Origin of the sequence: uncultured Meiothermus sp., from assembly GCF_937863175.1 — a bacterium.
In the GTDB taxonomy this organism is placed as follows: domain Bacteria; phylum Deinococcota; class Deinococci; order Deinococcales; family Thermaceae; genus Meiothermus.
In genome coordinates, this window is record NZ_CALMCQ010000066.1 from 1 (window position 1) to 8078 (window position 8078).

The 8078-nt window shown below is 63.3% G+C and carries 9 protein-coding genes; 6 read left to right on the top strand and 3 right to left on the bottom strand.

Features of this window, described 5'->3' with window-relative positions; all coding sequences use genetic code 11:
* Positions 1–569 (bottom strand): universal stress protein (locus Q0288_RS02660; protein ID WP_299426781.1); only part of this gene is annotated, 569 nt, incomplete at its 3' end.
* Positions 570–877: 308 nt separating this feature from the next.
* Here Q0288_RS02660 and Q0288_RS02665 point away from each other — a divergent pair.
* Positions 878–2200, top strand: a complete 1323-nt coding sequence (locus tag Q0288_RS02665; RefSeq protein WP_299426784.1) for a ferric reductase-like transmembrane domain-containing protein — start codon at positions 878–880, stop codon at positions 2198–2200.
* Positions 2201–2341: 141 nt separating this feature from the next.
* Here Q0288_RS02665 and Q0288_RS02670 read toward each other — a convergent pair whose 3' ends face one another.
* Both Q0288_RS02670 and Q0288_RS02675 read right to left on the bottom strand, forming a co-directional pair.
* Positions 2342–2800, bottom strand: coding sequence for a CBS domain-containing protein (locus tag Q0288_RS02670; RefSeq protein WP_299426787.1), 459 nt, complete (start codon positions 2798–2800; stop codon positions 2342–2344).
* Positions 2801–2843: 43 nt separating this feature from the next.
* Positions 2844–5579: a phosphoenolpyruvate carboxylase gene (locus Q0288_RS02675; RefSeq protein ID WP_299426790.1), complete on the bottom strand. Its 2736-nt coding sequence runs from the start codon at positions 5577–5579 to the stop codon at positions 2844–2846.
* 348 nt (positions 5580–5927) lie between these two features.
* Between Q0288_RS02675 and Q0288_RS02680 the strand changes: the two genes are divergently transcribed.
* From Q0288_RS02680 to Q0288_RS02700, 5 genes are read left to right on the top strand one after another with little or no spacing between them, the layout of a single operon-like run.
* Positions 5928–6215, top strand: a complete 288-nt coding sequence (locus Q0288_RS02680) for a universal stress protein (protein ID WP_299426793.1) — start codon at positions 5928–5930, stop codon at positions 6213–6215.
* 17 nt (positions 6216–6232) lie between these two features.
* Entirely contained in the window at positions 6233–6553 is a 321-nt protein-coding gene (locus tag Q0288_RS02685; protein ID WP_299426796.1) for a hypothetical protein, read from the top strand.
* Positions 6531–6953 (top strand): isoamylase early set domain-containing protein, encoded by a 423-nt coding sequence (locus Q0288_RS02690; protein WP_299426799.1) that lies wholly within the window; start codon positions 6531–6533, stop codon positions 6951–6953. The genes Q0288_RS02685 and Q0288_RS02690 overlap by 23 nt, the downstream gene beginning before the upstream one ends.
* A 19-nt stretch (positions 6954–6972) precedes the next feature.
* Positions 6973–7215 (top strand): hypothetical protein, encoded by a 243-nt coding sequence (locus Q0288_RS02695; protein ID WP_299426802.1) that lies wholly within the window; start codon positions 6973–6975, stop codon positions 7213–7215.
* A complete protein-coding gene (locus Q0288_RS02700; protein ID WP_299426805.1) occupies positions 7212–8051 on the top strand; it encodes a DegV family protein in 840 nt (279 codons plus the stop codon). Before Q0288_RS02695 ends, Q0288_RS02700 begins: the two co-directional genes overlap by 4 nt.
* Positions 8052–8078 lie beyond the last annotated feature (27 nt).

Below are 8078 nucleotides of genomic sequence, written 5' to 3' on the forward strand. Positions count from 1 at the left end.
ACCTCGGCCCCCAGAGCCTGGGTCAGCAGCAACCCGTACCGGGTGGCCTGTTGGCTGCACTCGCTGCCATCGGTAGCAATCAGCAGGTGTTTGTATAACACCGCCCCGGGCTCCGCACTGGGGGGTTCGAAGGACTCGTGCACCACCAGCACCGGCCTGGGACTGCGGGATAGCACTGCTTCGGCGACCGAGCCCATCATCCAGCGCCTCAGTCCACTACGGCCATGGGTGCCCAGGACAATCAGATCGAAGTCTGGAGCTTTCTGCACAATCACTTGCTCGGGATAGCCGGTGGGTTGAATAGCCTTGAAATCTATCCCCAGCTTTTGGGCCAGTGTGGCGGCTTGCTCGAGGGCCAGCTTGCCCTGGTGGCGGTCAATGTCGCGCAGCATGGTCAGGCGGGTTCGCAAACCGGAGTCGGCAGGTTCTTCGCCAGGCTCGAGTACATGGATTAGTTCCACCTTGACCCCCAGGCGAACCGCCAGCTCGAGGCCCACCCGAACGGCCTTCTCGCTGCCTGTACTGCCATCCGTGGCAATCAGAAAGCGCCTGAAGAGGGGTATGTTCATAAGCTCACCTGCTTTCAACCCGCTGCGGGTTCAGGGGCCTGTAAGTCCAAGCCAGATCATCAAATAGAGGGCCTGGGTGCTCACAAAACCCCTCGAGGGAAAGAATAGACGGGTGGTATTACCAAGGCATTACCCGGCCCCAGGCAACGCCGCCACCGCTTTTTCGCCCTCCGACCGCGACATTCATCGCTCATAGTTGGTGGGAAACCGCGTCTTTTTGTGGTACTTTTTCAGGGGGTAGCGCTGTTTCTAACGATCCACTGGGCGAACTACCAAAATACCCGTAAGGCCCTGCGAAGGAGGTGGCGGTGAAGTATAGCCTTGGTACAGCGTTGCTATGGATCGGGGGCTACCTGCTTTTGGCCGCTGCTCCCTTGCTGATCGCCTACTGGGGGCCTTTGCCCCCGCCCCGCAATTTCTGGGTGGAGTTCTCGGTTGGGCTGGGTTTTGTGGGCCTGGCCATCCTGGGTCTGCAATTTGTGCTGACCGGGCGCTTTGCCCATGTGGCCACCAGCCTGGGCCTCGACTCCATGCTGCAGTACCACCGCCAGGCCGGACTGGTTGCTTTTTTCTTTATCCTGGCCCACCCGCTGATCCTCTTTCTCGCCGATCGAGCTTATCTCGAGTACCTCGACCCCCGCGCCAACCTGCCGCGGGCGCTGGCCCTTTCGGCGGCGCTGGGGGCGCTGGGACTGCTGATTGTGAGTACCCTCTGGCGGCAACCCCTGCGGCTGCCCTACGAGTGGTGGCGCTTATTGCACGGGTTGCTGGCCCTGTTCGTGGTCTTGGTCGGACTGGTGCATATCCTCCAGGTGGGATTCTATGTCTCGCCAGGGTGGAAACAGGCCCTGTGGGTTTTGTTGACCGGTTCAGCCCTGGCCTTGCTGATCAACACCCGCATTGTCAGGCCGCTGAAAATGCGGCAAAAGCCCTGGCGGGTAAGCGAGGTGCGGGAAGAACGGGGCAGGGCCTGGACGCTGGTATTACAGCCCGAGGGCCACCCAGGGATGAATTTCCTGCCGGGCCAGTTTGTCTGGTTGGTTCTGGGGAAGTCTGCCTTCTCGATCCAGCAACACCCGTTCTCGCTGGCCTCGAGCGCAACCAGACCTGACCGGCTCGAGCTGACCATCAAGGCGCTGGGTGATTTCACCGCCCGCACTGGCGATGTCCAGCCGGGCGCTCGTGCCTACCTGGAGGGGCCGTATGGCTATTTCGTCCCCAATCCCAACCCCAGCCGAGGGGCCGTGTTCATTGTAGGGGGGGTGGGCATCACCCCGGTGATGAGCATGTTGCGCACCTTCCGCGACCGCCGCGATCCCAGGCCGCTCTGGCTGATCTATGCCAACCCTGACTGGGAGCGGGTACTGTTTCGGGAGGAACTCGAGGTCCTGGAACCAACCCTCGAGCTGAAGGCGGTGCATGTTCTGGAAAACCCGCCCGAAGGCTGGACTGGCGAGAGGGGTCGCATTGGTCCGGCCCTGCTGGATCGCCACCTCCCCGACGACCGGGGCGAAGGTTTCGACTACTTTGTGTGTGGTCCTGAGCCTATGATGGACTCGGTGGTGCCTCACCTGAGAAAGCGAGGGGTGCCCCTGCGATCCATCTTCTCGGAGCGCTTTCAAATCGTATAGGAGAAATCGTGCTGCACATATACGTTCGATGGGTGGCCAACGGGGTGGGGCTTTTGCTGGCCCTTCTGGTGACGCTGTTGGCCTGGTGGAGGGCTTAAAGCAGTTCCCACCGGTAATCCCGGCAACCCACCAGAACCCCGGTCATGCGCTGTGTTCCTGCAACATCACCTTCAGCAAGTCGAAGCGCGAGATAATGCCCACGATTTTGCCCCGCCGGACCACCGGGATGCGGTTGATGTCGTGCTGGAGCATCAGCGCCAGCACCCGCTCGAGCGAGGCCTCGGGCGAGACCGTGACCACCGGACTGCGCATGATGTCCTGGGCCCGGAGGTTGCGGGCAGCCTTATAGACCTTCTCTACCTGGTCGGGGTAGAGCCAGTTGCTCAACACATTGGGGCTCTCGAACAACGAGAAGGGCACCATCCGACCCGGAGATCGGCAGAAGTCGCCCTGGGTGATAATGCCCACCAGTCGGCCCGTCTCGTCCACCACCGGCATCGAGCCGATGCGGTGCTCGATCATCTTCTGGGCTACCTCGAGCAGGATGGTCTTTGGCGAGACATTGACGATAGGCTTGACCATGATCTCTTTGGCTTTCATCGCATACCTCCACGGTGCCCGTTGTTGCCGTTCTTCAACCCGCTCATCCGGTGGCACCCAGTCCGTTGGCAATAGCGTTAACGGTTAGCAGCAACTGGGGCAGAAGTCGCTTTGCGTTTGATTCATCGCCATCACGGCGGCTGGCCCGCCAACGCCGGAGCAGCTCGAGCTGCTGGGCATGCAGCCTGCGCAACGACTCCCAGCGCAACTCAATTAAACCGTGGATATTGGGGCGGCGCTCCGACAAGGGGCCGCCGTAGAGCTGCTCGAGCAAGGCACGGGTACGGTGCAGCTCGGCCTGAATCGGTTGCATAAAACGAGCCCGCAGAGTGCTGTCTTCTACCAGCCCGGCGTAGCCGCGCATCACCAGGGGGTCGGTCAGCGCGACGCTGGTCGCGGCGTTGCTCAGGACATAATGCAGCGGCGCCCAGGTGTAGAGGTGATCCTTGAGGGCTGCAAAACTCGGGGAGGATTGCTGCTGGAGTTGCTCGAGGGCATACCCCACCCCGTACCAGCCGGAGAGGAAAAACCGCGCCTGGCCCCAACTGAACACCCATGGAATGGCGCGGAGGTCGGCAATGGTGCGGCGGCCCGTGCGGCGTGGCGGACGCGAGCCAATGCGGTTCTCCTCGATGGCATCAATCGGGGTCGCGCCCAGGAAGAAGTCGAGGAAGCCCTCGGTGCCGAGCAGGGCGCTGTAGTGCTGGCGGCTCCACTGGGCCAGACGATCCATCGCTTCGGGCAACCCCTGGGGTGCAGGAACAGCAGCCCTGGGGGCAGACTCGAGCAGCGTCGAGCGGGTCGTCCCGGCGACCAGCAGCTCCAGGTGAAAGGTTGCGCTGGTCGGATTGGCGTACTTCTGCCCGATCACCTCGCCTTGCTCGGTCAGGCGCAAATCGCCCCGCAGGGCCCGGGGAGGAATGGCCTTGATAAAGCGGTGGGTTGGGCCCGCACCACGGCTAATGGTGCCCCCGCGCCCATGAAAGAAGCGCAGGCGTACCCGGTGGGCATCCCCTACCTGGGTCAGGGCTTCCTGGGCGCGGTACAGGCCCCACAGGCTCGCCATCAGGCCACCGTCTTTGTTGCTATCGCTGTAGCCAACCATCACCTGTTGCACCGGCTGGGGCTGGCGGCCCTGCTGGTAAGCCAGGCTGCGCTGGGTCAGGGGATGCTGGAGGAAGGCTTGCAGAATGCTGGGACTCGCCCTGAGGTCTTCGATGGTCTCGAACAGCGGAACCACCGGGAGCGGGCAGGCCGCACCCTGGGGGGTGGCCTCCAGCAAACCGGCCTCGCGGGCAAAGAGGTAGACCAGCAGCAGGTCCGAGCAGCTGCGGGTCATGCTCACGATCAGGGCCCCCAGACCGGCCAGGCCATAGCGCTCGCGGTGTTGGGCCAGAACCTGGTAGCTGCCCAACACCAAATCGGCTTCGGGGCCAGTCGGGGCCCCCAGGCGCACCAGCGGTCGGGGCGAGGCCAGCTCATGTTCCAGCAGCTCGAGCCGCCGTTCCTCGCTCCAGTTTTCGTAATCGGTCTCGGCAAACCCCGCTGCGCGAAGCATCTGCCCCATAGCCAGCTCGTGCACACGGCTGTTCTGGCGTATATCCAGCGCTGCCAGGTGAAACCCAAAAGCTTCCAGCCCCCGCAACACCGGGCCGACCGCCTGGGTGGCAATATGCCCAGCGCCAACCTCGATCAGCCAACCCTGTAGCGCCAGCAGATCGGTGCGGAGTTCCTCGGCCTGTCGGTAGCGCTCGGGGGCATCGTGGAGTTGCCCATCCGAAAGGGGCAGGCGGGCTAGCATCAGGTTGACCGCCTGCCGCCAGGGTTCGCCAGGGTTACGCTCCAGGGCAGCTTCTGCCTGCTCGCCCAGTTGGCTGCTGGTCTCGAGAAAAACCTTCAGGCTTCGCGGGGCCGGTTGCAGGTGTTCCGAAAGGCTCAACAAACCCGCCAGGTACGACAGGTCTTCCTGCACGCGCTCGAGGGCCTGCAAACGCAGCTCGAGCAGACTCTCCAGGGTCACCTCGGGGGTCACGAAAGGGTGCCCATCGCGGTCGCCGCCCACCCACGTACCAAAACGCACCCGGGGCAGCCCACCGGGATGTCCCCTGAACCCAGCCTCGGCCCAGGCCCGGCCCAGGCGTGCGTCCAGCTGGCGAAGGGCCGGGGGAAAAACCCTGCGCAGATAGTACAGCATGGAGTGCCGCTCTGCCGCCACCTTGGGCCGCTCAAACTGTATATGCCCGGTGCGCCACAGCAGGGCCAGCACCAGCTTGAGCGACTCGCGGATCTCGGCAACCTCGGAGACCGAGCGGCGGGGATCATCAAGTTCTTCCAGCAACCGCTCCAGGCGGCGGTGGTGCTCGAGCACGGTAGCCCGTCGGGCCTCGGTCGGGTGGGCCGTTAGCACCACCTCCACCTGGATGTGGCCGAGGCGGGCGGCAATCTCGGTATCTTCCATGCCCGCCGACCTTAGCTGGCTTAACGCATCGCCCCACAATGCGGGTGGCCCCATCAAGCCCTGCTCCCGTTCAACCTGACCGCGCTGCCGGGCTGCTGCGTGTCGCTCGGCCACGCCGAGCAGTTGAAAGGCAATCGAGGCCGCCCGAATCTGGCCTTCGGAAGCGAGTTGTCCAGCAGTGAAAGGGGTACTCTCCCCCAGGCCCAGGGCGACTTCAGACTCGCCCGCTTCGTACAGCATTTCGCGCAGGCAGCCAATCAATAGCTCGAGGTCACGTTCCAGGGTGGCAGCATCTGCGGTGGGGAAATTGGCCGTGATCATGAGCCTATTCTAGAATCAAGCCGGTGGCTGGGGGCCAGAGCCATCTGCCCCCGTGGCATAAAATTGCGGCCCCAGGCCGCATGGCTGACAAAGGCCTCGATCCGGACAGAGCCAAGCCGACGCCGCGCTATTTTTCCCCAACACCCGCCCAGTGTCCTTAATGTTAGCAAAAAAAACCAGGGACAACCCTCCTCGGGCCAACGGCTACAATAGACTTGCCGGGAACTGCACCCTGGACAGCACGAACCCCGGTCTGGAAGCAAACCCATCGGGTTTGTGCTGGTTTGAAGCGACGGCTTGAGGTAAGGATACCCCGGGCTGTCTAGTCGTCTACCCAAGGAGGTGGCCATGTACAAGCGCACCCTGCTCCCGCTGGACAGTTCGTCCGTCAGCGAGGTCGCCGCCCGGCCGGGACTGGCTGCGGGCCTCCAGGCCTGGGGGGTGGTGGAAGAGGGCCACGAGACCGCCCTGGCCATCTGCCAGACCAGCCTCGGCGAAGGTTGCGCCCCGAGTGCGATGGGTACGCATGGTCGTGGTGGGCTGCGCCGGCTATCGCTGAGCAGTGTGGCCCATGAGGGGGTGGCGCAGGCCCGGCAGCCGGTGTTGCGGGTTCCGGCCCGCTGCACAGCCGGGTGAGGGGAAGGAGGTGGAGTGTGTCTTACTGGAAGTTTAGCGATGGAACCAGGGTGTACAGCCACGTGCAGGTGGAGGGCCACAGCCGCTTCGCCGATCATCTGCGTCACGAGCTTTTCTGCCTGGCATATGGTTGTGGCCCGCTGGTCTGGCTAACCCCGCAGTGCCAGGCGGTAGAGCTGGACACCCACAACGACCCCTTGCTGGCACTCTGGCTGGAGCAAGAAGCCAGGCTGTATGGCCTCCGGCTGGTCGAGACCGACTTTCACACCACTGCCCATTCCTCGACAGCGCCAGAGGGAGCTAAAGGAGGAAACCATGGTCGAGTTGCAGCCGATTGATGAACGCCGGTGGCGGGCCATCTTTATCTTGCCCAGGGGAATCGCTGCCCAAAAGGCTGCGGTGGTGGGCGACTTTATAGATGAATCCTGGCATCCCGATGGGTTACACATGGTGCACTGCGCCGATGGGCGCTGGCGGGCGGGGCTCGACGTGGAAGATGGCGAGACCTACCAGTTCCGCTACCTGGTGGACGAGTGCTGTTGGTACAACGACGATAGTTGTCCCCTGGTTAGCAATCCCTTTGGCAGCCAGAATAGCCTGCTGGCGGTGTCCAAGCAGGGCAAGTTGCCCCTGGCGGCACTGGCTCAGGGGGCTATTGTAGAGTCGAATGAAGGAAGGTCGGCAACGGGTTTCTTGCTTCGAACCTCGGCGGCTCCTTCCAACGGAAAGGCTCGCTGAGGTTTCTTTGGAGGTCTGTGTGAAAACCCTGACCCTCAGCGAAGCTGCTCGAGAGCTGAACATCTCGAGTTCCTGGCTGCGTGCTTTGTGCCAGCAAAGGCGTATACGCGAGGCCCGCCAGGTAGCGCGGGGCTGGCGGCCCGAGCGCTGGCTCATCACCCTGGAAGACGACCACACCATCCACGTCCTGCCCCCACCCCGCTGGCGAAGCCGGGAGGTGCGGATGCTACAGGTTCCATCGGAACGAAGGAGGAAAACATGAAGACTGCCTTTGTCAGTGACACCACCCTGGGGCTTACACCCCAGGAGGCCTTGCAGCAAGAGATCCACCTCTTGCCCGCGCTGATCATGCTGGACGGCAAGGCCCACCGCGACTACCTGGAGATTCAGCCTGCAGAGGTCATCCAGGCGCTTCAGGCGGGCAAACACCTGACCACCAGCCACGCCAACCCCGGCGACTACCAGGCGCTCTATGAGCGGCTCTTGCAGACCTACGACCGGGTACTCTCGGTGCACCCTTCCGCCAAGTTGTCGGGTTTTGTGGCGACCGGTCAGATGATCGCCAGGCAGTTTGGCAGCCGGGTACAGGTGCTGGACTCGATGTCGGTCAATGCCGGGATGGGTTATGTACTGGAAGAAGCCCGCCGCCGACTGGCCGAGGGGGTGAGCTGGGAGGGCCTCGAGGCCGCCATTACGCCTTATCGTGCACGGGTGCGGGGTCTGGTGTTACCCGCAACCCTCGAGTACCTCAAGCGCAGCGGGCGGGTCTCTGGCCTGCGCTTCCTGCTGGGCAGCCTGCTCAAGGTGCTGCCCATCCTGGAGTTCAAGGATGGGCTGGCCCAGCCCGTAGAACGGGTACGCGGCTTCCACCGAGGGCTTACCGAGCTGGCCCAGCGCTTCCGTGCAGCCTTCCCCAGTGGAGCCAGGGTGACGCTGGCTCATGTGGAAAACCCCCAGGCGGTAAAAGAGCTGAGCGACCTGCTAAAAAGCGAAGGCGTGGTGCTGGAAGGCGTACGCCATGTCGGAGCAGGGGTCACGGTTCATGCTGGCCCTGGTGCAGTGGCGCTGTTTGCGGCCCCGCTTAAGACTGCGGCCTGAGCAGTCTGGTTCTGGCGGTTCCCTTTA